The following is a 26638-nucleotide window of genomic DNA, read 5'->3' as shown; positions in this document are numbered from 1 at the left end:
GTTTAAATAGAATTTTAATTCCAAATTTCATTCATTTCTGTTAAAATAATTGGCTTTCCTTCTGTTACCACAATAGTATGTTCGTGTTGCGCCATAAAACCGCCTTTGTTTCCAACCATTGTCCAACCATCTTTTAAGGTTTCGGCATATGTAGAACTGGTAGAAATGAAAGTTTCAATTGCTACAACAGAATTCTTCTTAAATCTTGTTTGATTAAAACGGTCTCTATAATTGGCAATTTCATGCGGCGCTTCATGAAGACTTCTTCCTACTCCATGCCCTGTTAGGTTTTTGATTACTTTGTAACCACGTTTTTTAGCTTCTGTTTCAATCAGAAAACCAATATCAGAAATACGAACGCCACCTTTTATATTGTGAATGGCTTTATGCAAAATATCTCTAGAAGCTTCCACTAACTTTTGATGCTCATTTATATCATTACCAATTACAAAAGAACCTCCGTTATCTGACCAAAATCCATCCAATTCAGCAGAAACATCAATATTAATTAAATCACCTTCTTGCAAAATTCTTTTTTCAGAAGGAATTCCGTGGCAAAATTCATTGTCAACACTAATGCAAGTCCAACCTGGAAAACCGTAAGTTAAATATGGCGCAGATTTCGCTCCTAAATCATTTAAAATTTGTCCTCCGTAATCGTCTAATTCTTTTGTCGATATTCCAGGTTTGGCAAATTTTCTCATTTCTTTTAAAGTAAAAGCTACAGCTTCACTTATTTTTTTCATTCCTGCTAATTCTGCTTCGGTTGTAATAGACATTGTTTTGTTTCTTAAAATTAATAACGGTCTAAATTTACCACTTTTCTACAAGATGAATCGTTATTAAAATGCTAAAAACCTTCCAAAATCAATGACTTTGAAAGGTTTTTAACTTTTTACCAAGGACTTTCCTCGCTTTCGTCTTCAATATCGTTGCTGAAGAATTTTCCAGTTGGTCCATTTTCATCCAATAAAGTATGTTTTATAATGAAACTCGCTGCACTTTCAACACTTCCGGGGCCATTGTGATGATTAAAATCGGTTGCTGTGTAACCTGGATCAATTGAGTTTATTTTGAATGGAAGATCTTTTAATTCGTAAGCTAAAGTCACTGTAAATGCATTTAAAGCAGTTTTAGAAGAGACATATGAAATTGCTTTTATCGAATAATATTTCCAAGTTGGATCACTGTGTAAAGTGAGAGAACCAAGTCCTGATGTAATATTGCTAATTCTTGGATTTTCAGATCTTTTTAGCAAATCAAGAAAAGCCTGCGTTACAGTTATCACTCCGAAGAAATTCGTGTCAAAAACTTTTTGAATGTTTTCTATAGAAGTTGCCGAAGGACTTTGCGGAATATCTCCTAAAATTCCGGCATTATTAATCAGAATATCCAATTTACCTTTTTCTTTTTCAACGATGTTTTTTGCTTCTAAAACACTTTCTGCATTGGTAACATCAATTTGAATAGCTTTAATGTTTTGGAATCCTTTTTTGTTCAATTCTTTTACTACTTCTTCTCCTTTTGCAAGATCACGCGCTCCTAAATAAACAAATAATCCTTTTTCTGAAAGCTGTTTAGTAGTTTCTAAACCAATGCTCCTATTTGCACCTGTAATTAATACTGTTTTCATTTTTTAAATTTTTAAATTATCTGAAGCAAAGTTCCACCGATTAAAAACAAAAACATTTGCCATATGGCAAAAAGCGATTTTAACGGATATTTTTTCTAATTCTGCTTAAAGAGGATTGTGTTATTCCGAGATAGGAAGCCAAATACGAAAGCGGAACTCGATTAATTACTTTTGGAAACATTTCCATAAAAGATAAATAACGAGTTGTAGCATCTTCTGAAACCAAGGGACTTCTTCTAGCCACTTTCTGAATTAATGCTTTCGAAATGATTTTATGCACAACCGTGTCCCAACCAACAATTGTGTCTAGTAATTCTTGCCAATTGGCTTTAGAAAACACAATAATTTTACAATCTGTAACCGCTTGTACATAAGCAGACGAGCAAATATTATTGTCAAAACTTTCTAAATCTACCACTAGATTATTTTCGTCGATAAAGTATTTTGTGATTTCCTCGCCTTTGTTATTGTAGTAGCAAACGCGCATTATCCCTTCTATAATGAAGCCAACTTCAGCAGCTATTTTTTCAGCTTCAGAAAAGTATTCTTCTTTTTTGATTTCTTTTTCTTTGGCCTTCGTTAAAATCAAATCAATCTGTTGCTGATTTAAATTGCCAAATTGCAATATATAATTTACTAATTCTTTCATACACGAAAGTTAGGCATAAGTTTTTATTGAGAATTTGCCATATGACAAAAAAACTACATTCCCGGCCAGTACAGAAAATTAAATTTATGCCCGTCTGGATCTGAAAAACCAAAGGTATAACCAACTTCAAAATTTTCAGGTTCTGAGAAAATGGTTCCGTTGATTTCTTTTATTTTATTGTACCAAAGATCAACTTCCTCTACACTACTTGCAGACAAAGAAAATACAATTTCGTTGTCTACAGCTGTGTTAGAGAGTTTTCCTCTCATGGCATTTTCTAATCTTTTTGGTGTGAAAAAGTTAATTACAAAATCATTTTCTCCAAAAACAAAACTTACCAATTCTTTCGTTTCTTGTCCGTTTTGCTTAAAACCGAGAGCAGTGTAAAATTGAATTGTTTTCTGTATATCGCTCGAAACCAAGTTGGCCCATATCATTTTAGTTTTCATAAGCTTAAGTTTTTATTGATAACTAAATTAATCAATTAATTTGGCAAACACTTGATTTAATTCTGTTTAAGAACCTTAAAAAGCAATTCCAAACTGAAAACCTACAGTAAAACTAGCAGGATGATCATTTCCAAAACGAACGGGCAATGGCACAGCAAGGTAGTAACTGCAGCTTGTATTTTTTATAATTGTTTTATTGAAAACAGGCGTAAAACCATATCTTCCACCACTTTCAAAAGCGACTCGTCCAGCAAATGTGTAGCCTTTTCCTAAAGCGACCAAAACGCCTGGATGGAATAGCAAATTGGTCACTTTGCTTGTTCCTTGATCTTCTTTTATATTGGGAACGACTTCAAATGAGAATCCGATTTTTTCGTTTTTCCAGATATTTATTCCAGTAGGAAAACCAACAGCATAATAATCTCTAAAATTTACAGTAGTTTCATCTTCATTAATAGTGACTATTGGATGCATAATACCAAAATATCCCCCTATTTTAGGATATGTAGTTTGAGAAAAAGACGTAAAACCAATAAGTAGCACTGTAAAAAATAAAATCCGTTTAAATAACATTGTTTCTAGTTTTTGATTTGATAAACAAAGCTATGAGCATTGGTTTTCAAAAAATAGAATTCAATTTACCTTTTGTATCTGGTTTACTTTTTTGTTTTTTTTCTATAAGAAGAAGGATTTTTTCCCGTATAAAGTTTGAAAATTCTCGTAAAATGACTTTGATCTGAAAATCCCGTCATATAAGCTATTTCGGTTAAGGTATGAGACGAATTTTCAATAAGAATGATTGCTTTTTCAATACGAAGTTTTCTAACATACTCACCAAAATTTAAATCTTCAAAATGTTTAGAAAATTCTCGAGATAAATAGGAAGGATTCAAATTAAGTTCGTTTGAAATTTTCTTTAAATCAAAAGTAAATTGTGTGTCTATTTGATCTTGAATGATATCCTTTAAATCTTTAACCCAAGAAGGCGTTTTTCCAGAAGTTTTTTTGTCTTTAATAAACTTGTTATAAACTTCATGCAATAATTTCTCAAACGGACTATTCTGTAAATGATTCTGCTGATACAAATGTGTTGCCCAGCTATACAAAGCATCATAAAGAATCATGCCTTGTTCTAAAAGCTCATAATCATCTTTAATGTTATAAGCTAACCCAGAAGAAATTGCCCAAAGTCCAGCCGATTCTTTCGCAATTTGATGTCGGTCAGTATCTGCGCCGCGTACAATTCCTGCAATAATCTTAATTGCTGGATCTTTAATTTCATATTTTTTGACTATATAATCAAAAGTGCTTTCTTCATTATAATGAGTAAACTCAACATTTGGAATATCAAACGGAATAGCTTCAAGTTCCTTTGCTTTGGTTATAACGTCATCAAAAGGAACATAAATAAATTCAGATTCAAGATCTACAAACTTTCGAATCAGCCAAGGACGGGCAATTCGATCTATTTTGGGCCTCTCTCTGGTAATCCATTTCATTTTAATGTTGTTTTTTGGATTTGTTTCTTAAAAATATTAGCTAAGCTACATTTATTTGATAAGCTATCAAAAACTGAATTTTAAATTTTAGAATTTCTTTTATGTCTGAATTAGAAGGACATAAAAAAATGTTTCGGAAAGTTTATAATTAATTACTAAAGATCAGACAATTTCCTTGTAAGGTTTTTCTATATTAGCTAAAACTAAAATATTTTACACCAAATGATCTTAGCTTTTGACACTTATTATTTTGACCAAAAAGCAAAAACAATTTGTCTTGAATTCGCAGAGTGGAATGAAGACAAAAACTTTAAAATTTATTCTGAAACCATAAACAATGTAGAAGAATACATTCCTGGAGAGTTCTATAAAAGAGAGCTACCTTGTATTTTGAGCTTATTAAAACAAATTGATTTGTCGACTGTTGATGTTATTGTAGTTGACGGATTTGTTTATTTAAACGATGAAAACAAATATGGTTTAGGCGGCTATTTGTATGAAAAACTAAATAAAGAAATTCCAATTATTGGTGTTGCGAAAACCAATTTTGCTTCTATAGAAAAGAATAAAAAAGCACTTTTTAGAGGTGACAGCAAGAAACCGCTATACATCACCTCTATCGGAATTGATTTGGAAGAAGCATATAAAAAAGTAGAGAGTATGGCGGGAGAATTTAGATTTCCTACTCTGTTGAAAGAATTGGATAGGTTGAGTAAGGAGAATGTTTGAACAAGACTAAATGTTTATTTAAATCTTAAATGAAAATAGAGTTTGATTGAAGCAATTTTAAAAGTTAGTTTTCTATATTCGCCAAAAAATATTTTATAAATATTTAAGATTAGAAATGTATTAAAAATCTAGAATAGCACATGCTTTTTAACTCTATAAACTTTGCCATTTTTTTACCGGTTATTTTCCTCCTATATTGGTTTTTGGCCAAGAAAAATTTAAAATTTCAAAATATTTTATTACTTATTTCGAGTTATTTTTTTTACGCTTGTTGGGATTATAGATTTTTATTTCTTCTTATTTTTTCGACTTTATTAGATTATTTCACTGGAATTAAAATGGCTGATACAGAAAATCAAAACATAAAAAAGTTTTGGTTCTGGTTAAGCATATCAATTAATTTAGGTTTTCTAGGTGTATTTAAATATTATAATTTCTTTGTAGAATCTTTAGCTGATGCTTTAAAAAATACAGGTTTGCAAACCAATCTATGGACGCTCAAGATTATTCTTCCTGTCGGAATTTCTTTTTATACGTTTCATGGTTTATCTTATGTTATAGATATTTATAAAGATCGTATCAAAGCAGAGAAAAATTTTATTGATTATTCTTTATTCGTTAGCTTTTTTCCTTTATTGGTTGCAGGGCCAATTGAACGCGCAACTCATCTTCTTCCTCAGATAAAAAAAGAACGATTTTTTAATTATAATAATGCTGTTGACGGTTTAAGACAAATTTTATGGGGACTGTTTAAGAAAATAGTAATTGCCGATCAATGTGCGAAGCATGCAAATGAAATTTTCAATAATTCGATAAGTCATTCTGGAAGCGATCATGTGCTTGGAGCAATCTTTTTTGCATTTCAAATTTATGGAGACTTTTCAGGTTATTCAGATATTGCTCTAGGAACTGCTCGTCTTTTCGGGATAGATCTTTTAAAAAACTTTGCTTTTCCTTACTTTTCAAGAGATATAGCTGAATTCTGGCGCCGTTGGCATATTTCGCTTTCAAGTTGGTTTCGAGATTATCTTTATATTCCGCTAGGAGGAAGTAAAGGAAGTATATTCATGAAAGTTAGAAATGTCTTTATCATTTTTATAGTAAGCGGATTTTGGCATGGTGCAAATTGGACCTTTATATTCTGGGGTTTATTAAATGCGTTGTATATTATGCCTTCAATATTGTTCAATACTAATAGAAATAATATAGATATTGTGGCAAAAGGAAAAACACTTCCAAGTTTTAAAGATTTTCTTTCTATTGCAATTACTTTTAGCTTGACTGTATTTGCATGGATATTTTTTAGAGCGGAAAGCTTAAACGATGCATTTCATTACATATCACAAATATTTTCGAGCTCATTGTTCTCTATTCCAACGATTAGACCTACATCATTATTCATTCTATTAATATTATTTATTCTTATAGAATGGTTGGGTAGAGAAAAAGAATATGCAATTGCTTCTTTAGGTTTAAAATGGAAACCGGTTTTTAGATACTCCTTCTATTATACAATAATTATTTTAGTTTTTTGGTTTGGAGGAACAGAGTCAGAATTCATATATTTTCAATTTTAAGTTATGAAAAAGTTTATTCTAAAAACATTGCCTTTTACCCTGCCTTTTTTTATTTTATATATAATTACATTTTTATTTTATTCTGATGCAGAGACTCCGGATTTATTGCGTTTAGGCTGTATTCCAAATATTGATAAAGAATATATGAAAACTTTTGATTCAAATGAAAAAGTAAAATTTGAATTCTTATCAAAAACTAGAAAGAGGGAGTTTAAAATTCTTACCATTGGAGATTCATTTTCTGATCGTGGAGCTATTGGATATAATAATATACTTGCCAGCAATTTTAGTGTTTTGAATGTTGATAAAATCATTAGAGAAAATCAGATTCAAACTTTAATTGAAATGGTTAATGGAGATTTTTTTTCAAACTATAAAATTGATTATGTTATACTCGAAAATATAGAACGAAAAATTGTTTCTAATGCAAAGAATGCCAACTCAAGTCAAAAGATATGTATTGGTGAGATTGACTCCTTAATTGAAAATAATCATAAAAAGAATGAAAAGCATAACTATGAATTGTTTTCTAAGACGACTTTGAAATTTCCTTTTTTATTTTTAAAGTTTTTTTTAAACAAAAATTATTTATCTAATGATTTAGTTTATAATGTCGATCTTAATACAAGAGATTCATTTAGCAATAATTCTAATAAATTGCTTTTTTATCGTGAAGATCTTAGTATGATAGAGACAAATAATCTAGTTAGTAACATAGAAAATCTTAATGATAAATTAAATTTTATAGCAAAGAAACTGGAACAAAAAGGAATAAAGCTAATAGTTTTACCAGCACCGGACAAGTATGATATGTATTACTCTTATATTGAAAATAATAATAAATTTGAAAAACCTCTTTTCTTTGAAAATTTAAAAAAGTTTAATAAGAATTATATTTATATAGATTCAAAAGATCTATTGTCAAAAAATATGAAGAATAAAAAAGATATATATTATTTTGGCGATACTCATTGGTCACCTGTTGCAGCAAAAGTAATAGCAGAAGAAATTAAGAAAAGAATAAACATGTAAGACAAAACTCCTCAAGCAAATTGAGGAGTTTTTTTTATTATATTACTTGATTCGAACTCAAAAACCGATGATATTCATTTATTTTTAGTTTCAATCGGTTTGCTAAATATTCGTTTCCTTCTTTTAGTTCATTATGAATGATTTCTGCTTCAGTAATGTAATATATTTTTTTGTCATCATTCCAATAAAAAGGCGGTTGGTATAGATTTGAAATTCTGTCAGCCATCTTTACTGCCCAAACTTCTTTAGGCTGTTGTTTGATTCTTCTTAAACTGTCCATCATTTTTTCAGAAGAATCTTCAATTTTATCGTTTTTTGTTAAAGCAAGTACTCCAGAAGCTACATCATTTCCAAACAGTTCCATTACTTTTTCGTATTTTATTTCTGTATCTTCTATCGTATCATGAAGCATCGCACATTTAATGGCTAGATCAGCATTCATGTTTTCTGTAAATCGAAGAGCATTTAGAACTTCAAAAACAACACTTCCAATATGATTAAGATATTCTACTCTATCGCCTTCATTAAATCCACCATATTTTTGTCCGTCATGAAGTTTCGAAACCAGTTTCCAAACATTCTGAATTTCATCTATTGACCAGTCTTTTTGTTGTTCCATAATTTTAATTTTGATTGAATGTAATTTATTGCTTTTTATAATAATCTGCAATAGTACATGAAGCTTTATTTTATAAATATTAAAATATTAGTAAGAGGATTTCGCTTATATTAGCGTATATAAATAGTAAGTTATTCAATGCAAGAAATTCTAGAAATTAAAGAATTAAATACTGAGGATATAAAATTTCTTAAACGAAAATTGAAAAAAGGATATATTTTGTTAGTTCTTTTAACTCTCTTTTCTATAGTTCTGCCAATTTATCTAATTTATTTAGCTGTACAAAAGCAACACAATGAAGATAAAGGATTTGCAATTTTGATGATATTGGTAGTTTTTGGTTTCTGGATCTATATTACGATCCAAGCATTGATAACGGTTTTAGAAAGAAAACGAGGTTTGTATTTTCAAAAAAAGATAGAGGGAAATGTGAAAGTTTTAAAAAAAGAGATTGTAACTCATGAAGGTTATGATTCGGATACGATTTCTCATGAAATAACAATTTATTCTCCAATTGAAGAGAAATACAGAAACGTTTCTATTTATGAAAGAGACTACCAGAAAATCGAAACTGGAGATTTTATAAGTATTACTTATTTTACAATGAATACTTCTATAAAAGCGTTAATTTTTAAGGATAAAAATTTAAAATACAAGTCTTTTACCACGCAAAGAAACGTTTTATAAATTTAAAAACCAGATTTGAATTACCCGACGTTAGAAAAAGATATTTAGGAAGTTCTGGTTATGAATATTTTGATGAACAATAGAGAATTAAACGAAATATCTAATGAAAGATTTTAGTCCGGACGATTTTCCAAAAAACCTGAATGATCAGGAAATAGAATTATTGGCCCAACTTGTTGAAAAAAATCCAATATCCGATTTGTGGAAACAGATTGCTGTTAATTTAACTTCCGACCAAAAAGTTAGAATCAATAAAAGGATTGAGATTAATAATTATTCAAAATCACAAAAAGTATCCTCTTTTTATCAAAAATCTATGGAAAATGAAGAATGGGAAAAGTTGGTTAAAGAGAAAGAGTTAGAAAAATATCGTGGTAATATGGTTAAATTTGGATTGTGGCCCAATGATTTTGATAAAAACAAATAAGATCAAAGCAAACCAAAATTTGCTGTAAGAAGTGCTCCGAAAAATCAATCTTCCTGCGTAATGGATAAACCAATTATCGAAAATTTAAAAATTTTATCAGAGTGTTTCAATCACAAATCTGATACTTTCTCGAATTCAACCATTTTTGTGAATGAAGTAAATAAAATTAGCGTTCAGCTCGAAGATGAAACGAATTTTAGAATTACGTATAATCTGCATTTTGATAAAAAAACGCTTTTGGTGCCAGAGGAAACGGTTTATCATTTTTGCTTGAGTTTATTTAAAAGGAAATATGATGATGTAGAACTGCCTTTTAGTATCAAAAAAACAATAGAAATCGCTGAATGGTTTAAAATTGAGCAAGAAGAATCTGTAAACATCATTAGCGCGATTGAAAAAGAACTCGATTATAATTATAGATTAAAACATTTATTTTTAAAAAGTGCCCGATTTGAAATAACGTATTGTAACGGTTTGCTAATTCTAGAAGATAAAGAAAAAGAATATTTTTCTGATGTGTTTAATTTTAGAAAAATACAGATAACTCCTTTAAAGAAATCCCATGAAGCTTAAATTTATTATTCTATTCGCCATAATTTACATTCAAGTTCCAGTTTTTGGACAAAGTAATTTCTCAGACAATCCTTTAGATGCAGTATTTGAAACTAAAGATTCAGATAATTTCTGGATAGCTTTTGACAAAATGGACAAATCAAAAGACAATCCATTTGTGGAGTACATTCAAAAAGGTTCTCCTGGAGTTAAGGCTTTTACTGAAAACAGAATTATTAATGCCGACTCTCTTTTTACAGTTGTAAAAAAAAGAAAAGTAGATTATGAGTCTTCGAGAAATGTTTTAGATGGTCTTTCTTCTAAAGAAAAGCGAGTGAAAGCTATTTACAGCTCATTAAAATATTGGTATCCAAAAGCAAAATTCCCTCCTATTTATTTTGTTTACGGAAGATTTAATTCAGGCGGAACCTCTGCTCCTGAAGGAGTTATTATTGGAATTGAAAAGCTTCAAAATCTAGATGGAATTTCGGGCTTAATTGCGCACGAACTAATTCATTATCAGCAAAACATAACAGGTAAAGACATGCTCTTAAAATGGTGTTTGATGGAAGGTGGTGCAGATTTTATTGGCGAACTTATTTCTGGAGAATCAATTAATCAGTTTTCGTATAAATATGGAGCGCAAAATCAAGATAAATTGTGCCAAGAATTTGTAACAAGATTAAAAAATACTGATTATCAAGATTGGTTGTATGGAACTTCAAAAAAAGATGACAGACCAAATGATTTAGGATATTGGATTGGATATAAAATAATTGAATCTTATTTTAATAAACAAAAAGACAAGCAAAAGGCAATAGATGATATATTGAATATAAAAGATCCATTACAATTTTTAAAAGAAAGTGGATTTTTAAATACTGATATCAAAAAGTATCAAAAAGCGAAAAAAGAAAGTTTTGATTCATTTTTTAAATAAAGAAATTCACAAGTATTATTTACTTTCATAAAATCTAAAAATGAACATATTAAGAATATTTGACCAGACATTTACCGAACGAAAATTTGTATTTTTCATTCTATTCGAATTGCTAAACCATCCTGAATTTGAAGAATTAATGCCTTTAGAATATAATACACTATTATCTGAATTTAACGAAAAGCTCAGATATGGCAGTTTTAACGAATTAAATTTAAACATCGTTCTGAATCAGGAGAACAAAGCTTCATTCATAAAAATATTTGAGTCAATTAATTCTAACAGATTTAATTTAGTGTCTAATGATTTTAATCAAGTATTACAATCAAAATTGTTCTTAAATCAAGATCGCAAGAAAATTGGACGAATAATCTATGAGCAACTTGAAAATAAGATTTATGTAACAGATATTTTTAATGCAATTTTAAACGGATTAAAATTCGAAACCCTTTATGAGCCTAGCATTGTAAGTGCAGGCGAATTGCTTGGAGATTGGATTTCGCTTAAAGAAACTGGTCAGTTAAGAATCAATTACAATATGACAGATTGGATGCCAATTGGTTCTAAAATAGAACTGAAAATTGAGCCGTTTAATGATGAAATTTACAAATTTATCTGTTTAACAACTGTAATGGATTATAACACAAAAGAAACTTTTTTGATAACCGTTCTTGAAACGAATGTTCAGATAAAAAATGGCTTTTTTTATCATTTTCATTTTCAGACCAATGAACTTATATACAAAAAGCCAATATATGAATTTGAAAATGATAGGTTTAAAACTACAATCAATCAATATGATTTTGTTTTTAAAAGGAAAAAAGCAATCAGTAATTAAAGTCTATACTATTTTTAAAACATTTATAATTTTAATAAATACCTATTTCAAAAAATCGCATAATAATTATCACAGCAATAAAAACTCCAATGATAATATAATTCACTTTCTGAGGAATTTTTGCCAAACCGTTTAAAAATAACATAAAGGCTAAAAAAAACGCTGTTGTTCTTTGTCGAATTTTGTATAATTCTCGATTATGATAAAATTCATCTTGCGTCATTAATGAATTTCCATTTAAACTAAGCCCGATTACAGTTACATCTTCTTTGCCTTCAGAAAGTTTTTTAAAATCTGATGATTTAATTAATAAATCGACCTTTTGGCCTTGTTTTAAATTTGATACAACATCCTGTTTTTCTTTAGATACACTTGCATTCAAGATATTAAATCGATTCTCAAAGGTTTTTGTCCAAAATTTATAATCAGAAGTACCTCTGCCCTTTGCACTGGCGATATCATTTTTTAGTTCTACTCTAATTTCTTGTAACTCTGTTTTTTTAGATGTCAGATTATAGGATAAACTTAAATACAATATTAAAATTCCTGTAAATATAAAATACCAGTTTAGGTTAGATTTTTGTTTTGCCAATTTTTGTGTTCAAGATTTAGATTTCAGATTGAAGTTGAAAACTTAAATAAGTTTTTTTTCGTTTAAATATAGGAACTATTCTATAATTTGCTCGTTTTAAAAATCAGTATTTTAATTTCTATTGTAAATCAAGAGATAAAGAAATTAAATATGTAACTATGCTTATAAAATAAACTTATTAAAAAATAAAAGCCTGTATATCCTAAGATTTACAGGCTTTATTGTTTTTGTGGGGAGAGCAGGATTCGAACCTGCGAAGTTCACACAGCAGATTTACAGTCTGCCCTCGTTGGCCGCTTGAGTATCTCCCCAAAATTTGAGTGTAAAGCATAAATCATTACATTCAAGAAAATCAAAAAAAAACTCCTTAATTAGTTAAGGAGTTTTGTGGGCGATGAGGGGTTCGAACCCCCGACCCCCTCGGTGTAAACGAGGTGCTCTGAACCAGCTGAGCTAATCGCCCTATTTTACTAGGTTGCTATCGTTTGTGATTGCGAGTGCAAATATACAGCTAGATTTTATATTTCCAAGTCTTTTTTTGAAAAAAGTAAAAAAAAGATCTAATAAAATTTTTAGAATTCTATTTATCAATGAATTAAAAATAAGTAAAAATGTATGTTTTTTAAAATTTAGTTAAAAATTGAATGCCTTGAGACTAAATGAGGATATTCTTTTTGTAATCATTTGCTATAGTTATACCTTTGCGTACCTTAATTGTATATTCAAATGGCAAGATTTCAAGAAAATGATTTACCTAAAGCTAAATTAAACTCTAACTCCCTTCAAAAAGCTCTCCGAATTTTTAAATATGCTAAAAACCATAAATGGAAATTCTTCCTTGGTTTGATATTCTTATTCTTAACAAGTGCCACTGCCCTAGCCTTTCCTAAATTAATGGGAATGTTAGTAGATTGTGTTACCAATAAAGACCTTTCAAAAGCAAATGAAATAGCTCTTGGTTTAATGGCAATTCTAGGACTTCAGGCTATTTTCTCTTTTTTTAGAATTTCATTGTTTGTGAATTTTACCGAAAACTCGCTTTCAAACATTCGTTTTGCTTTATATGAGAATTTGATAAAATTACCAATGTCATTTTATTCGCAAAAACGCGTTGGAGAACTTAATAGTAGAATAAGCGCAGATATTTCGCAATTGCAAGATACATTTAGTACGACTATTGCAGAGTTTTTACGTCAGTTTATTCTAATTATTGGAGGTTTTATAATTTTAGGAAGCATTAGTCCAAAATTAACTTTAATGATGTTAGCAATTGTGCCTGTTGTGGCTGTTGCTGCTGTAATCTTTGGAAGATTCATTCGTAAATACGGAAAAAAAACGCAAGATAAAGTTGCTGAAAGTCAAGTTATTGTTGAAGAAACATTACAAGGAATTAGCAATGTAAAAGCATTTGCTAACGAATGGTACGAAATTCAACGCTATAAAAACAAGATTAGAGAAATTGTAAAAATTGCCATTAAAGGTGGTCAATACAGAGGTTACTTTGCTTCATTTATTATTCTTTGCCTTTTCGGATGTGTTGTTGCTGTTGTTTGGTACGGAATTACACTAACAATTAAAGGAGAAGTTGAAGGTGTTGGTGATTTAATTTCGTTTGTATTGTATACTACTTTTATTGGAGCTTCTTTTGGCGGAATTGCAGAAATGTATGCGCAGATCCAAAAAGCAGTTGGTGCAACAGAACGTGTTTTTGAATTATTAGAAGAAACTCCTGAAGAAATTAATGCTAAACCAAGACTTTCGGCAGTTGAAAAAATTAAAGGAAACGTTTTTTTCAATAATGTTGCTTTTAGTTATCCTTCAAGAAAAGAAGTTCAGGTTTTAAAAGATGTTAATTTTACTGCCGAATTCGGACAAAAAATTGCAATCGTAGGACCAAGTGGTGCGGGAAAATCTACTATTTCTTCTCTTTTATTGCGTTTTTATGACATCACTTCTGGACAAATATTAGTTGATGGTAAAAACATTCATGATTATGATTTAGAAGATCTTCGCGGAAATATGAGTATCGTTCCTCAAGACGTAATTTTATTTGGAGGAACAATTAGAGAAAATATTGCTTACGGAAATCCGAATGCTACAGAAGAAGAGATTATCACAGCCGCAAAACAAGCCAACGCTTATAATTTTGTGGATGGTTTTCCTGAAAAATTTGAAACTTTGGTTGGAGAACGTGGTGTTAAACTTTCTGGAGGTCAGCGCCAGCGTATTGCAATTGCGAGAGCATTGCTTAAAAATCCAAGCATTTTGATTTTAGATGAAGCTACATCCTCTTTAGATAGCGAAAGCGAAAAACTTGTTCAAGAAGCTTTAGAAGTGTTAATGGAAGGAAGAACAAGTATTATCATTGCTCACCGTCTTTCGACAATTAGAAATGCAGATAAAATTCTAGTTCTTGACAACGGAAAAATTTCAGAAGAAGGAACGCACCAAGAATTAATAAACTTAGAAAACGGTATTTATAAAAACTTGAGTAATTTACAGTTTAGTAATTCATAAACAGGATCTAGACTCTGCTTAATTGATAAAAAAAACTCCAATCAAAAAAGATTGGAGTTTTTTTTATCTCTAAACTGAGACAGAAATCAGAAAACTAAAAATTATTTTCCTTTTCTTCTCTTGCGTTCTGCTTTAATCATAGATAATTCGCGACTTGTTTGTCCGGCAACCGAAGTGTTTTCTTCTGCACGACGAATCAAGTACGGCATAACATCTTTTACAGGTCCAAATGGTAAGTATTTAGCGTCGTTATAGCCGTTTTCTGCTAAGTTGTAACTAATATTATCACTCATTCCATATAATTGTCCAAACCAGATTCTAGAATCATTTTTAGCGATTCCTTTCTCTGCCATCATTTCCATTAATTTGTATGAACTTAATTCATTATGAGTTCCTGCAAAAATGGCCATTTTGTCAATATGCTCTAACATATATTGTACAGCATTATCATAATTTACATCTGTAGCTTCTTTAGAAACGCAAATTGGAGAAACATAGCCTTTTTCTTCTGCTCTTTTGTTTTCTTTTTCCATGTAAGCGCCACGAACCAATTTCATTCCGATATAGAAACCTTCAGTTTTTGCAACTTCGTGAATTTTTTTCAAATAATCTAAACGATCCCAACGGTACATTTGTAAAGTGTTAAATACAATTGCTTTTTCTTTATTGTATTTACGCATCATGTCGGTAACCAAATCATCAGCAGCATCCTGCATCCAGCTTTCCTCACCGTCAATTAATAAAGCTACATCTTTTTTATGCGCTTCACTGCAAACTTTATCAAAACGAGCTACTACTCTATCCCATTCTGCTTGTTCTGCTGGGTTAAGAGTTTGTTTTTCTCCTAATTTCTCATATAATTCGAAACGGCCTAAACCAGTTGGTTTAAAAACTGCAAATGGAATTGCCAAACGTTCTTTAGCAAAATCGATTGTTCTTAAAGTCATTTCTAAAGCGGCATCAAACTGCTCTTCTTCTTCTTTTCCTTCAACAGAATAATCTAAAACTGAAGAAACTCCTTTTGTAAACATTTTGTCTACAACAGTAAGACAGTCATTTTCGTTTACACCACCACAAAAATGGTCAAAAACAGTTGCACGAATTAATCCTTCTACTGGTAAATGAGCTTTAATTGCAAAATTAGTTACAGCTGTACCAATTCTTACAAGAGGTTCGCTGTCAATCATTTTGAAAAGGAAATAAGCTCTATCAAGCTCTGTGTCGCTTTTTAGTGAAAACGCAACTTGAGTGTTGTCGAATATCTTTTCCATTAAGTTTTATTTTTTATGCAAATATAGAGAGTGTTTTGAATATTCTTTATCAAACGGCATCAAATTTTTGTATATTGTTAATAAGAATGTCAAAAGCATAAATTTATGAAGTAAATGTTTACTACTTAAAAGAATTTTATCTTAATTTTAAAGAAGCAAACCCGCATTTTACACAAATTAGCCTTAAAGTTTGAATATTATTAAGGTAAAAATGCCTTATTTTTGCGCTTTAAATTAACTAAAAGAACTATGCAATCTATTCAAGCCAATAATTATCTCGTGCATTTTAATGAGAATGCTTACGAAGCTTTAAATAAACATTTAAGAGAAAGTAAATATTCTAATATATTTATAATTGTTGATGATCAGACTAATGAATATTGCTTATCTAAATTTATTCCGCTTTTAGAAACTGATTTAGCAATAGAAATCATAGAATTTGAAGCTGGAGAAGCAAACAAAAATATAGAAACCTGTATTGAGATCTGGAATATCTTGACAGAACTTGGAGCTGATAGAAAATCGCTTATTATTAATTTAGGAGGCGGTGTTGTTACAGACTTAGGCGGTTTTGTTGCTTCTACTTTTAAAAGAGGCGTAGACTTTATTAATATCCCAACTACATTATTATCTATGGTTGATGCTTCTGTTGGAGGAAAAACAGGTGTTGACTTAGGAAATCTTAAAAATCAGATCGGAGTTATCAATGTGCCGCAAATGGTTTTAATTGATACGCAATATCTAGAAACTTTACCTCAAAGCGAAATGCGTTCTGGTTTGGCAGAAATGCTAAAGCACGGTTTAATATACGATGCGCCATATTGGAGACAATTTTCAGATTTAAAATCAATTGTTTTTGATGAATTAGACCAATTGATTTATCGTTCTGTAGAAATTAAGAATGAAATCGTTATTCAAGACCCAACTGAGAAAAATATACGTAAAGCTCTAAACTTCGGACATACGCTAGGTCACGCTATTGAAGGATACTTTCTAGAAAGTGAAGAAAAAACAACTTTACTGCACGGAGAAGCTATTGCTGTTGGAATGATTTTAGAAAGTTATATTTCGCTACAAAAAGGATTAATCTCTGAAGAAGAATATAGAGAAATTAAAGCAGTTATTAAAGATATCTATGACGATGTGATTTTTGAGGAAAAAGACATCGATCCGATCTTAGAATTGTTAATTCACGACAAAAAAAATGAATACGGTTTAATTCAATTTGCATTGATTGAAGGAATCGGAAAAATAAAAATTAACCAATCCGTTGAAAATAAATTGATTCTAGAAGCGTTTGACGATTATAAATCTTAAACTTTTTTTAATCAAAAGCATTGCATTTGGTATATATTATTTTTTACATTTGCCCCATGAAAACAAACAATCAGCAAAGGCACTTTAGCTCTTACAGAAACAGGCTCAACACTTCTTTATTAAGAATGTTGAATCGTTTTTATAATAGTAAAAGCCCATTTTGTTTTGATGTTTTCCAATGTACAAAAGCGGAGCATGAAAAACTGCCTATTATATTTGCCAATATTAGAGTTTGAATTTAAGATTAAGTCCCCAAAAACCTAAAATTAAATAAAATTACAATCTCTAAAATATTGATAAATAAATGAATACAAAATATTCTGATCTAATAAACCAAACATATTACTTTCCGCAAGAGGAATTTAAATTAAACAAAGACAACCTATTGTTTCACAATATCGATTTAATGAAATTGGTAGAACAGTATGGTACGCCATTAAAGTTTACTTATTTGCCTCAGATTTCTGAAAACATCAACAAAGCAAAAGCTTGGTTCAGAAAGTCGATGGAAAAGAATAAATACGACGCAAAATACTATTACTGTTATTGTACAAAAAGCTCTCATTTTGAATACATTATGAATGAAGCTTTCAAGAATAACATTCATATCGAAACATCATCTGCTTTTGATGTAAATATTGTTGAGAATTTATTAGAAAATGGTAAAATCAACAAAAGTACATATGTAATTTGCAATGGTTTTAAAAGAGATGAGTACATTAATAACATCGCAAGATTAATTAATAACGGACATAAAAATACTATTCCGATTATTGATAATTACGAAGAGTTAGATTTGCTTCAAGCAGAAATTAAAGGAAAATTCAAAATTGGAATCCGTATTGCTGCTGAAGAAGAGCCTAAATTTGAGTTTTATACTTCTAGATTAGGTATTGGTTATAAAAACATAGTTTCTTTCTATAAAAAACAAATTCAGGAGAATGATAAATTAGAGCTTAAAATGCTTCACTTTTTTATCAATACCGGAATAAACGATACATCATATTATTGGAATGAGCTTGTAAAATGTATTAAAGTTTACATTGCTCTTAAAAGAGAATGTCCTACACTAGACGGACTAAACATTGGCGGTGGTTTCCCTATCAAAAACTCACTCGCTTTTGAGTATGATTATCAATATATGATTGATGAAATTATCAATCAAATTAAAATTGCTTGTGATGAAGCTGAAGTTGATGTTCCAAATATTTTTACGGAATTTGGATCATTTACAGTAGGTGAAAGCGGTGGTGCAATCTATCAGATTTTGTATCAAAAACAACAAAATGATAGAGAAAAATGGAATATGATCGACTCATCTTTCATTACCACTTTACCAGATACTTGGGCTATAAATAAACGTTTTATCATGCTGGCTATTAACCGCTGGAATGATACTTACGAGCGGGTACTGTTGGGAGGTCTGACTTGTGATAGTGACGACTATTACAACTCTGAGCAAAACATGAATGCAATTTACCTGCCTAAGTACAGCAAAGAGAAACCATTATACATCGGATTCTTTAATACTGGCGCTTATCAAGAAACAATTGGAGGATACGGCGGTTTACACCACTGTCTGATTCCACAGCCAAAACATATCTTAATTGATCGTGATGAAAATGGAATTCTGGCAACCGAGGTTTTCTCAGAACAACAGACTTCAGACGATGTTTTAAAGATTTTAGGCTACAAAAAAAAGTTATAAAAAACGGTAGATTAAGTGAAAGAAATTTGTTTAAAATTCTTAATTTGCATTAACATCCAAAAAGGTTAAACTTTTTAATTCAAAAAAAACAAAAAAAATGAAAGGACCAATCAGTCAGTTTATTGAAAAACACTATTTGCATTTTAACTCTGCTTCATTAGTAGATGCTGCAAAGGCATACGAGCATCAATTAGCTGATGGTGCTAAAATGCTGGTAAGTATGGCTGGCGCAATGAGTACAGCAGAAATTGGTAAAATTTTTGCCGAAGTAATCAGACAAGACAAAGTGCATATTATTTCATGTACTGGAGCAAACTTAGAAGAAGATATCATGAATTTAGTAGCTCATTCTCACTACGAGAGAGTTCCTAACTACCGTGATTTAACACCAGAAGACGAATGGGCTTTATTGGAAAGAGGACTAAACCGTGTTACAGATACGTGTATTCCTGAGCATGAAGCTTTCCGTCGTTTACAAAAACATATTTACAAAATTTGGAAAGATGCTGACGACAAAGGTGAGCGTTACTTCCCGCACGAATTTATGTATAAAATGTTATTGTCTGGCGTTTTAGAAGAATACTACGAAATTGATCTAAAAGATAGCTGGATGTATGCAGCTGCAGAGAAAAATTTACCTATTATCGTTCCAGGATGGGAAGATAGTACAATGGGTAATATCTTTGCTTCATACGTAATTAAAGGAGATTTAAAAGCATCTACCATGAAATCTGGAATTGAATACATGACTTTCCTTGCGGATTGGTATTCTAAAAACAGTTCAAACGGAATTGGATTTTTCCAAATCGGTGGTGGTATCGCGGGTGACTTCCCTATCTGTGTTGTTCCAATGCTATATCAAGATATGGAAATGCACGATGTTCCATTTTGGAGTTATTTCTGCCAAATCTCAGATTCAACAACTAGTTATGGTTCTTACTCTGGGGCAGTTCCAAATGAAAAAATCACTTGGGGTAAATTAGACATCAAAACCCCTAAATTTATTATTGAATCGGATGCTACAATTGTTGCTCCGTTAATTTTTGCATACTTATTAGATTTATAAGATAATTTATGAAAAGAGTTATAGTAGACTACGCTAAACTTACCAACGAAATTTTAAACCTTTTGGTTGAAAAATTTCCTGATGGTTATGATGATTCGGATGTAATCCGTTTTAGAAATGCTAAAAACGAATTGGTCGAAGCTGTTGAAGTTCGTACTGAAGACACTATTTACTTAGTAAAAATTAGTACTAAACTTGCTGACAGAATTGAAAACTACGATGAAGATGACGATTTAGATGTTGATGTAGATGCAATTGCACCAGTTAAAGGTTTGGATCTTGATGATGATATTAGTAACGACGACGATGACGACGACGACGATAATCATGACAAACCAGATACTGACGGTGGTGACGACGATGACGATGATGACGATAAAGCAGACACTGATTATGATGAAGAAGACGAAGATGATGAAGATTAATTCATTTTCTTTTTAATAAATAAAAGGAACTCTATTTGGGGTTCCTTTTTTTATGATACGCACAATAACAAAACTAATTTAAATTTTTATTTTTATAGGATTATTTTTACATTTAAATCTTGAATAAAAATATATGCCTATGACTTCAGAAATTCTACATACCACATTAAAAGAAAATTTTGGTTTCGAAAAATTTAGACCAAATCAAGAAACTATAATCAATACCATATTATCTGGTCAAGATACCTTGGCTATTATGCCAACTGGAGGAGGAAAATCAATATGTTTTCAGCTCCCGGCTCTAATTTTGCCAGGAATTACAGTTGTAATATCGCCTTTGATTGCATTAATGAAAGATCAGGTTGATAGTTTGAAAACCAACGGAATATCAGCTTGTTACATTAATAGTTCTCAATCATCACAAGAACAGCAATATTATATAGACAACTTAAAATCAAATCATTTTAAATTAGTTTATATCGCTCCCGAAAGTCTTTCTTACTTAGATATGGCTTTCAATGAGTTGAATATTAGTTTAATAGCAATTGATGAAGCGCATTGTATTTCGTCTTGGGGACATGATTTTAGACCAGCTTATACTAATTTAGGATATTTAAAAAGCCGCTTCCCTTCTACTCCAATCTTAGCTTTGACTGCCACGGCTGACAAAGCAACGCGAACAGATATATCTAAACAATTAAATCTTAAGAATCCAAAGACATTTATTGCGTCTTTTGATCGTAAAAATTTAAGTTTAGAAGTTCGTCCAGCTTTGGATCGCGTTAAACAAATAATTGATTTTATTGAAAATAAACCCAATGAGTCTGGAATAATTTATTGCTTAAGTCGTAAAACGACAGAAGAACTTGCTGAAAAATTAAAGAAGAATGGCATCGAAGCAAAAGCCTATCATGCTGGTTTAGATAATGAAACGCGTGCTAAAACTCAAGATCAATTTATAAATGATGACTGTCAAGTAGTTTGCGCTACAATTGCTTTTGGAATGGGAATTGACAAATCGAATGTTCGTTGGGTGATTCATTATAACTTACCAAAAAACATTGAAGGTTATTATCAGGAAATCGGGCGTGCTGGACGTGACGGTCTTCCAGCCGAAACCGTTTTATTTGAAAGTTACGCAGATGTAATCCAATTGCAGAAATTTGCTTCCGAAGGATTGAACTCCGATATTCAGCTTGCAAAGTTAGATCGTATGAAGCAATATGCAGATGCTGTAAGCTGTCGCAGAAAAATTCTTTTGTCTTATTTTGGTGAATTGGTTACGGAGAATTGTGGAAACTGCGATATTTGCAAAAATCCGCCAACTTTTTTTGACGGGACGATTCTCGCGCAAAAGGCCTTGTCTGCTATTGTGCGTTTAAAAGAATCTGAACCACTTGCTGTTATTGTCGATTTCTTGAGAGGCTCGAGAAACGCGTATATTTACGAAAAAAATTATCAAGAGCTGAAAACGTACGGAATTGGCCACGACGTTTCTTGGTACGATTGGAATCAATATCTTATTCAGCTCATCAATTTAGGATATTGCGAAATTGCCTTTCATCAACATAATAAAATTCTGCTTACTTCTTTTGCAAAAAAAGTTTTGTTTGAAGGTGAACAAGTAAAACTGACAACTGTTGTGAAAAAGGTAATTGACAAGAATCAAATAAAAGAAACGAAAGTCAAGACTGAGAAAAACTCGCTTTTTGAAACACTTAGAAAATTGCGCTACGAAATTGCCAAAGAAGAAGAAGTACCTGCTTATGTTATTTTTAGTGATGCTGCCTTAAGGCAAATGGAAATTCTAAAACCTGTAACAGATGAAGAATTCCTTGCTGTTGAAGGTGTTGGTAAAGTGAAACTCGAAAAATATGGAGATGATTTCATAAAGGCAATAATTGAATTTCAGCGAAACAAATCGGTTGTTAAAAAAGAAAAAAAAGATAACACTTATAAAAAAACATTAGAATTATTTCAAGGTGGGCTTTCTGTTGAAGAGATCGCAGGACAACGAAATTTAGGAGAAACTACTATTATTTCTCATTTGGCTAAATTATACATTGATGGAAATGATATCGATTTAAGTCAATTTGTATCTGAAGATGAAATTCTGAAAATTGAAAAAGCAAAAATTGAATTAGAAAATCCGAACGCTTTAAGGCCTTACTACGAATATTTTGAAGAAAAGATGTCTTATGATAAGATTCGATTCGGCTTGGCTTTTTTGGAGAGAAAGAATCAAAAGATATAAAAGAAAGGCTTCGACTCCGCTCAGCCTGACAATGAATAGTGTTTATTGGCGTGTCAGGCTGAGCGGAGTCGAAGCTCTATTTCTAAAAGCAAAAAGCTGTACTTCAATAGTACAGCTTTTTTTATATTCAATTTTTACAAATATCTTTCCTCAAATACTTTTTGATGATGTTTCTGATGTCCAATCATTACAAAACCTAAAGCACGAACAGAAATTGGATTATTAGACGCTGTACCAATTCTCTTCAACTGTTCTTCTGACAAACTTTTGTAAAACAATAAAGTTGAATGTCTTACAGCTGAAAATTCAGTAAGCAAATCTTGAATGCTTCTCTTGTTTGAATCTGTATTGTCTGCATAATCGCTTTCTTCAAAACTTGGTAAAGGCGTTTTATCGTTTCTTGAAAAACGCAAAGCACGATAAGCAAAAATCCTTTCTGTATCAATAACATGTTGGATAATATCTTTGATTGTCCACTTTCCTTCTGCGTAACGATAATCAAATTTATCCATCGGAATATTTTGCACAAATCGGATAAACTCGTGAAGCGAAATTTCTAATTCTTCAATCAAAATTCCTTCTCCAGCCGCTTTGACGTAGGTTCCAAAATGACCTGAATATTCGTTATCTAATAATTCTGCTGCTTTCATTTTTTATATTTTAAGCTGAATTTCTACTTGCGTTAGTATTTCCAAATAAAGATCTTGTTACGATTTTCTCATAGACTTTAATTAATTCTTCATCAGGAGTTTGCTCTTTATTTAACTCATTGATTCTCAATAAAGCATATTGTTGAATTGTCAATAAAGGTAAAACTATACGTTCTCTAATTTGAATTGAAGCAATACCATCAGGATAATTTTCCATCAAGGTTTTGTGTCCAGCAATTTTCAATAAAAGACGTTTTGTTTCTGAGAATTCATCGTAGATAATCTGCCAGAATTCACCAAACTCAGGATCATTTTTCATATAAGCTGTCAATGGCAAGAAAGATTTTGCTAATGACATCATACTATTTTCAAGCAATGTTTTGAAAAATAATGAATTATGATACAAATCGCTTACTTTATCCCATTGCCCAGATTCTTCAAAATGTTTTAAAGCTGAACCAACTCCAAAGAATCCTGGAACGTTTTGTTTTAACTGACTCCATGAACCCACAAACGGAATTGCTCTTAAATCAGCAAAATCTAATGATTCAGATTTGCTTCTTTTTGAAGGACGGCTTCCAATATTAGTTTTTGAGTAATATTTTAACGTACTCATTTTTTCTAAGTACGGAATAAACTTTGGATGATTCTTAAAACTTAAATATTTTTCATAACCTAAATTAGCCAAATCAGTAAGAATTTGAGTCTCATCTGCAGTTAATTCATTTTTCTCTTTACTGAAAACTTGATTTGTAACACCAGCACTCAACAAGTTTTCAATATTATAACGGCAAGAATCTAATGTTCCAAAATTAGAACTAATTGTCTGACCTTGAACTGTAATCTGAATTTCGTTATTTTCGATTTTTGGTCCAAGAGACGCATAGAATTTATGTGTTTTTCCACCGCCACGAGCCGGAGGTCCACCACGTCCATCAAAGAAAATAGCTTTAATTCCGTATTCTCTAGAGATTTTTGTCAATGAAATTTTAGCTTGATAAATACTCCAGTTAGCCATTAAATAACCACCATCTTTAGTTCCGTCAGAGAATCCAAGCATGATTGTTTGTTTATATCCTCTAGATTTCAAATGTTTAGCATATTCTGGATTAGTATACAACTGTTCCATTATAGAATGCGCATTTTGTAAATCGTCTACAGATTCAAAAAGCGGAATAATATCTACAGTCGGCTTTTCCCAATTATTCAAACGAATCATTGCAAAAGTTTCCATCACATTCAAGGCACTTTCGTTATTACTAATAATATAACGATTTGCTCCTTCTTCGCCATTATTTTGCTGAATGGTTTTAATAGCTTGAACAGATTCTAAAGTATATCTTGTAATTTCACTTTCAAAATCAGCCGGATTTAAATTCCCTTTAACTTTTGATAAAACATCAATTTTTTGATCTTCCGTTAATTCGAAATAATTTTTAGGGAAAATATCTGAACCAGAATTCAGATAGTAGTTTACTACATCTTTGAAAACTGCATTATGAATTTTGCTGTTTTGACGAATATCTAAAGTTGCAAAATGAAAACCAAATAAATTGATTTTTACTAAAAGCGCTTCTAATTCATCCAAATATAATGACTGATGTTTCTCAATAATTATAGTTCGGATTTTCTCTAATTGCGTAGATAATTCTTCTAAAGTGATAAAAATATCCCCTTTAGAGTAGAATACAGAACGGTAAAGTTTATGTTCAAGTTCTGCTACTAAAGTGTCTACTCCTGAAAAAGTTAGCTTACGTTTTAGATTTCTCATTTCTACATAATAACACTTCAAAATTGAAGTTCGCAGACGATCTGCAACTTTAAGTGTAATGTCTGTAGTAACAAAAGGATTTCCGTCACGGTCACCTCCTGGCCAGAAACCAAGTTTGATTAACTGATTTTGAATCGGATTTCCTTCCGCAATATTTTTTTGCAGATAATGTACAATTTCTCCTGCTGTAGCATAAAATACATTTTCTAGGTACCAAATTAAACTTACCGCTTCGTCGTAAGGATTTGGTTTTTCTTTCTGAATAAAAGGAGTTTTTCCTAATTGAGCCAGCAATTGTTTAATCTCCAAAAGATCATTTTTACGAATTGCTTCTGTCAAGTCATTGATAATTCCTAAAACAGGTCCAGGATAAAACTGAGTTGGATGCGCTGTTAAAACGGTACGAACGTTGAAGTTTTCTAAGAATTCAATTAATTCGTCATCTTTTTCTTTGGCATCTGATTTTTCTTTAATGTCACGAAGAGACCCACGCCCTTCCATATTATTTACTTCAGGAAAAGCAGCATCTTCAATAGCATCAAATAATACAATTTGACGCTCTATATATTGAATAAATCGAAACATAAGGTCGATTTTTTCAGCTTCAGAAGCGTTACTTAAGAATTTATTAGAGAAGAAATCTACAATTTCTTTTGGAGTTTCCTGTTTTTTAAAGCCCGTTTCGCAAGTTTCTGTAAATAAAGGGAGTAAAACTCCTGTGTTATCGATAGAATCAAAGGGTAATGTTATAAAAACACTATTATAAATGTGGTATTTTGAGAGAACGTCTTGATTAAAACGCTCAATTTTTGGCAACGTATACATAATCGTGTTATAGTTGGTTGGTTAATTAGTCATAAAAAAACCCCAAGAATAAACTTGAGGTTATATTTTAATATAGCATTCAAGAGAAATTCTTACATATTTTTGAAAATAGTATGCATCAAACGCTTCTTATCGTTAATACTTTCCTCTAATGAAATCATAGTTTCTGTTCTGTAAACACCATCAATATCGTCGATCATGAAGATAACTTCTTTCGCGTGTTTAGTGTCTTTTGCTCTAATTTTGCAAAAGATGTTGAATTTTCCTGTAGTTACAGAAGCTACAGTTACGAATGGAATTTGATTGATTCTCTCCAATACAAATTTAGTTTGAGATGTATTGTTAAGGAAAACCCCAACATAAGCAATAAATGAATAACCTAATTTATCGTAATCCAAGGCTAATGAAGATCCCATGATAATACCGGCATCCTCCATCTTTTTAACTCTAACGTGTACTGTACCAGCAGAAATCAATAGTTTTTTTGCAATGTCAGTAAACGGAACTCTCGTATTGTCTATTAACATATCTAAAATCTGGTGATCTACTTCATCTAAACGAAATTTACTCATAATTGTTTAATTAATATTACTAATTGCTATTACAAAGTA

26 protein-coding genes and 2 tRNA genes are annotated in these 26638 nt (G+C 30.9%); 14 read left to right on the top strand and 14 right to left on the bottom strand.

Going from position 1 to position 26638, the window contains the following annotated elements:
* Window positions 1-14: 14 nt before the first annotated feature.
* The 6 genes from map to JC605_RS07645 all read right to left on the bottom strand — a co-directional run bounded on the left by map (window position 15) and on the right by JC605_RS07645 (window position 4230).
* On the bottom strand, window positions 15-779 hold the full coding sequence (gene map, locus JC605_RS07670; RefSeq protein WP_198855639.1) for a type I methionyl aminopeptidase: 765 nt from the start codon (window positions 777-779) through the stop codon (window positions 15-17).
* Window positions 780-895: 116 nt separating this feature from the next.
* On the bottom strand, window positions 896-1633 hold the full coding sequence (locus tag JC605_RS07665; RefSeq protein ID WP_198855638.1) for an SDR family oxidoreductase: 738 nt from the start codon (window positions 1631-1633) through the stop codon (window positions 896-898).
* Window positions 1634-1712: 79 nt separating this feature from the next.
* Window positions 1713-2282 (bottom strand): Crp/Fnr family transcriptional regulator, encoded by a 570-nt coding sequence (locus tag JC605_RS07660; RefSeq protein ID WP_198855637.1) that lies wholly within the window; start codon window positions 2280-2282, stop codon window positions 1713-1715.
* A gap of 53 nt (window positions 2283-2335) precedes the next feature.
* Complete coding sequence (locus JC605_RS07655) at window positions 2336-2731, bottom strand: VOC family protein (protein WP_198855636.1); 396 nt, start codon at window positions 2729-2731, stop codon at window positions 2336-2338.
* 75 nt (window positions 2732-2806) lie between these two features.
* Complete coding sequence (locus JC605_RS07650) at window positions 2807-3304, bottom strand: hypothetical protein (RefSeq protein ID WP_198855635.1); 498 nt, start codon at window positions 3302-3304, stop codon at window positions 2807-2809.
* An 83-nt stretch (window positions 3305-3387) separates the two neighbouring features.
* Complete coding sequence (locus JC605_RS07645; RefSeq protein ID WP_198855634.1) at window positions 3388-4230, bottom strand: chromate resistance protein ChrB domain-containing protein; 843 nt, start codon at window positions 4228-4230, stop codon at window positions 3388-3390.
* 222 nt (window positions 4231-4452) lie between these two features.
* On the opposite strand from JC605_RS07645, the gene JC605_RS07640 reads away from it, so the two are divergent.
* The 3 genes from JC605_RS07640 to JC605_RS07630 all read left to right on the top strand — a co-directional run bounded on the left by JC605_RS07640 (window position 4453) and on the right by JC605_RS07630 (window position 7568).
* Window positions 4453-4959: an endonuclease V gene (locus tag JC605_RS07640; RefSeq protein ID WP_198855633.1), complete on the top strand. Its 507-nt coding sequence runs from the start codon at window positions 4453-4455 to the stop codon at window positions 4957-4959.
* Window positions 4960-5099: 140 nt separating this feature from the next.
* Window positions 5100-6536, top strand: a complete 1437-nt coding sequence (locus tag JC605_RS07635; RefSeq protein WP_198855632.1) for an MBOAT family protein — start codon at window positions 5100-5102, stop codon at window positions 6534-6536.
* Between the two features lie 3 nt (window positions 6537-6539).
* Complete coding sequence (locus JC605_RS07630; protein ID WP_198855631.1) at window positions 6540-7568, top strand: hypothetical protein; 1029 nt, start codon at window positions 6540-6542, stop codon at window positions 7566-7568.
* A 37-nt stretch (window positions 7569-7605) separates the two neighbouring features.
* Here the strand turns inward: JC605_RS07630 and JC605_RS07625 are convergent, their stop codons facing one another.
* Window positions 7606-8187, bottom strand: coding sequence for an HD domain-containing protein (locus JC605_RS07625; RefSeq protein ID WP_198855630.1), 582 nt, complete (start codon window positions 8185-8187; stop codon window positions 7606-7608).
* 138 nt (window positions 8188-8325) lie between these two features.
* Between JC605_RS07625 and JC605_RS07620 the strand changes: the two genes are divergently transcribed.
* The 5 genes from JC605_RS07620 to JC605_RS07600 all read left to right on the top strand — a co-directional run bounded on the left by JC605_RS07620 (window position 8326) and on the right by JC605_RS07600 (window position 11631).
* The gene (locus JC605_RS07620; RefSeq protein ID WP_198855629.1) at window positions 8326-8874 is read left to right on the top strand and encodes a hypothetical protein; all 549 of its coding nucleotides are present in this window, start codon (window positions 8326-8328) and stop codon (window positions 8872-8874) included.
* A gap of 103 nt (window positions 8875-8977) precedes the next feature.
* Window positions 8978-9301, top strand: a complete 324-nt coding sequence (locus JC605_RS07615) for a hypothetical protein (protein WP_198855628.1) — start codon at window positions 8978-8980, stop codon at window positions 9299-9301.
* Between the two features lie 60 nt (window positions 9302-9361).
* Window positions 9362-9874, top strand: a complete 513-nt coding sequence (locus tag JC605_RS07610) for a hypothetical protein (protein WP_198855627.1) — start codon at window positions 9362-9364, stop codon at window positions 9872-9874.
* Window positions 9864-10793 carry a DUF2268 domain-containing putative Zn-dependent protease gene (locus tag JC605_RS07605; RefSeq protein ID WP_198855626.1) on the top strand — a complete coding sequence of 310 codons (930 nt, stop codon included), beginning with the start codon at window positions 9864-9866 and terminating at the stop codon, window positions 10791-10793. Before JC605_RS07610 ends, JC605_RS07605 begins: the two co-directional genes overlap by 11 nt.
* Window positions 10794-10833: 40 nt before the next feature.
* Window positions 10834-11631: a hypothetical protein gene (locus tag JC605_RS07600; protein WP_198855625.1), complete on the top strand. Its 798-nt coding sequence runs from the start codon at window positions 10834-10836 to the stop codon at window positions 11629-11631.
* 31 nt (window positions 11632-11662) lie between these two features.
* On the opposite strand, the gene JC605_RS07595 is transcribed toward JC605_RS07600, so the two are convergent.
* The 3 genes from JC605_RS07595 to JC605_RS07585 form a co-directional block, all read right to left on the bottom strand.
* Entirely contained in the window at window positions 11663-12223 is a 561-nt protein-coding gene (locus JC605_RS07595) for a hypothetical protein (protein WP_198855624.1), read from the bottom strand.
* A 230-nt stretch (window positions 12224-12453) separates the two neighbouring features.
* Window positions 12454-12534, bottom strand: a tRNA-Tyr gene (locus JC605_RS07590).
* 77 nt (window positions 12535-12611) lie between these two features.
* A tRNA-Val gene (locus JC605_RS07585) sits at window positions 12612-12686 on the bottom strand.
* 263 nt (window positions 12687-12949) lie between these two features.
* Between JC605_RS07585 and JC605_RS07580 the strand changes: the two genes are divergently transcribed.
* The gene (locus tag JC605_RS07580; protein ID WP_198855623.1) at window positions 12950-14740 is read left to right on the top strand and encodes an ABC transporter ATP-binding protein; all 1791 of its coding nucleotides are present in this window, start codon (window positions 12950-12952) and stop codon (window positions 14738-14740) included.
* Between the two features lie 101 nt (window positions 14741-14841).
* Here the strand turns inward: JC605_RS07580 and JC605_RS07575 are convergent, their stop codons facing one another.
* Window positions 14842-16011: a proline dehydrogenase family protein gene (locus JC605_RS07575; RefSeq protein WP_198855622.1), complete on the bottom strand. Its 1170-nt coding sequence runs from the start codon at window positions 16009-16011 to the stop codon at window positions 14842-14844.
* A gap of 249 nt (window positions 16012-16260) precedes the next feature.
* On the opposite strand from JC605_RS07575, the gene aroB reads away from it, so the two are divergent.
* The 5 genes from aroB (at window position 16261) to recQ (ending at window position 22781) form a co-directional block, all read left to right on the top strand.
* Window positions 16261-17328 (top strand): 3-dehydroquinate synthase, encoded by a 1068-nt coding sequence (aroB, locus tag JC605_RS07570; RefSeq protein ID WP_198855621.1) that lies wholly within the window; start codon window positions 16261-16263, stop codon window positions 17326-17328.
* Between the two features lie 304 nt (window positions 17329-17632).
* Window positions 17633-19036, top strand: a complete 1404-nt coding sequence (locus JC605_RS07565) for an arginine decarboxylase (RefSeq protein WP_198855620.1) — start codon at window positions 17633-17635, stop codon at window positions 19034-19036.
* Window positions 19037-19133: 97 nt separating this feature from the next.
* Complete coding sequence (locus JC605_RS07560; RefSeq protein WP_198855619.1) at window positions 19134-20102, top strand: deoxyhypusine synthase family protein; 969 nt, start codon at window positions 19134-19136, stop codon at window positions 20100-20102.
* An 8-nt stretch (window positions 20103-20110) separates the two neighbouring features.
* Window positions 20111-20527 carry a DNA primase gene (locus tag JC605_RS07555; RefSeq protein WP_198855618.1) on the top strand — a complete coding sequence of 139 codons (417 nt, stop codon included), beginning with the start codon at window positions 20111-20113 and terminating at the stop codon, window positions 20525-20527.
* A 139-nt stretch (window positions 20528-20666) separates the two neighbouring features.
* Complete coding sequence (recQ, locus tag JC605_RS07550) at window positions 20667-22781, top strand: DNA helicase RecQ (protein ID WP_198855617.1); 2115 nt, start codon at window positions 20667-20669, stop codon at window positions 22779-22781.
* Window positions 22782-22915: 134 nt separating this feature from the next.
* On the opposite strand, the gene JC605_RS07545 is transcribed toward recQ, so the two are convergent.
* From JC605_RS07545 to JC605_RS07535, 3 genes are all read right to left on the bottom strand, one after another.
* Window positions 22916-23431, bottom strand: coding sequence for a DinB family protein (locus JC605_RS07545; RefSeq protein ID WP_198855616.1), 516 nt, complete (start codon window positions 23429-23431; stop codon window positions 22916-22918).
* A gap of 10 nt (window positions 23432-23441) precedes the next feature.
* Window positions 23442-26027 carry a phosphoenolpyruvate carboxylase gene (locus tag JC605_RS07540; RefSeq protein WP_198855615.1) on the bottom strand — a complete coding sequence of 862 codons (2586 nt, stop codon included), beginning with the start codon at window positions 26025-26027 and terminating at the stop codon, window positions 23442-23444.
* A gap of 92 nt (window positions 26028-26119) precedes the next feature.
* On the bottom strand, window positions 26120-26599 hold the full coding sequence (locus JC605_RS07535; RefSeq protein WP_008468989.1) for an Lrp/AsnC family transcriptional regulator: 480 nt from the start codon (window positions 26597-26599) through the stop codon (window positions 26120-26122).
* Window positions 26600-26638: the final 39 nt, after the last annotated feature.

Origin of the sequence: Flavobacterium sp. IB48 (assembly GCF_016405855.1) — a bacterium.
GTDB classification, from domain to species: Bacteria; Bacteroidota; Bacteroidia; order Flavobacteriales; family Flavobacteriaceae; genus Flavobacterium; species Flavobacterium ginsengisoli.
Note: the sequence above shows the minus strand (reverse complement) of the source record. Positions and strands in the feature narration are given on the sequence as shown.